The organism is Pseudoalteromonas sp. S558 (assembly GCF_005886635.1).
GTDB classification, from domain to species: domain Bacteria; phylum Pseudomonadota; class Gammaproteobacteria; order Enterobacterales; family Alteromonadaceae; genus Pseudoalteromonas; species Pseudoalteromonas aliena.
Genome location: NZ_PNDU01000381.1, coordinates 1 through 685 on the forward strand (window position 1 = coordinate 1; position 685 = coordinate 685).

Here is a 685-nt window from a genome sequence, read left to right on the forward strand (position 1 = left end):
ACAAGCACTTTGAGAATAAATGCAATTGTGAGCATCACTAATGAAATAAGAAATGGGTGAGATAATATATCTGTGAGCATAATTTCCAGTTCGATACGAGTTGATTAAGACACACTAAGTATATTGATTTATTAAGCCAATTGGTAAACTTAATGCAAATAAAAACCCCTTAGCAAATCAATACGAAGGGGCTTATGTTTTTAAATTTGTAAAAAGTTTATTTCATGGTAACAAACTCTTCTGAGCCTGTTGGGTGAATAGCAACAACGGCATCAAAATCAGCTTTAGTTGCGCCCATTTTCATGGCAACTGCAAAACCTTGAATCATTTCATCAACCGCAAAACCAATACCATGTAGGCCAACTACTTTTTCGTCTGGGCCGGCACATACAAGCTTCATTTTACAAGGCTGACGATGTTTGGTTACGGCTGTGTACATAGCTGTAAAACCAGATTGGTAAATTTTAACGTTTTCTTCGCCATACTGAGAAATAGCTTCTTGCTCAGTTAAACCAATAGTACCAATTGGTGGGTGACTAAATACAACCGTAGGAACTAAGCTGTAATCCATTTTTAAATCATCAGGTAGTTCTTTATTAAATAACCGCTCAGATAAGGTACGGCCTGCTTTTACTGCTACTGGTGTAAGTTCAATACCGTTTTCGATGATATCGCCAACCGCGTA

Annotated in this window: 1 protein-coding gene; it reads right to left on the reverse strand. The window is 37.2% G+C overall.

The features are described 5' to 3' along the window. Positions 1-217 precede the first annotated feature (217 nt). On the reverse strand, positions 218-685 hold a 468-nt coding region (locus tag CWB66_RS19665; RefSeq protein WP_502705302.1), incomplete at its 5' end, for an oxidoreductase dimerization domain-containing protein.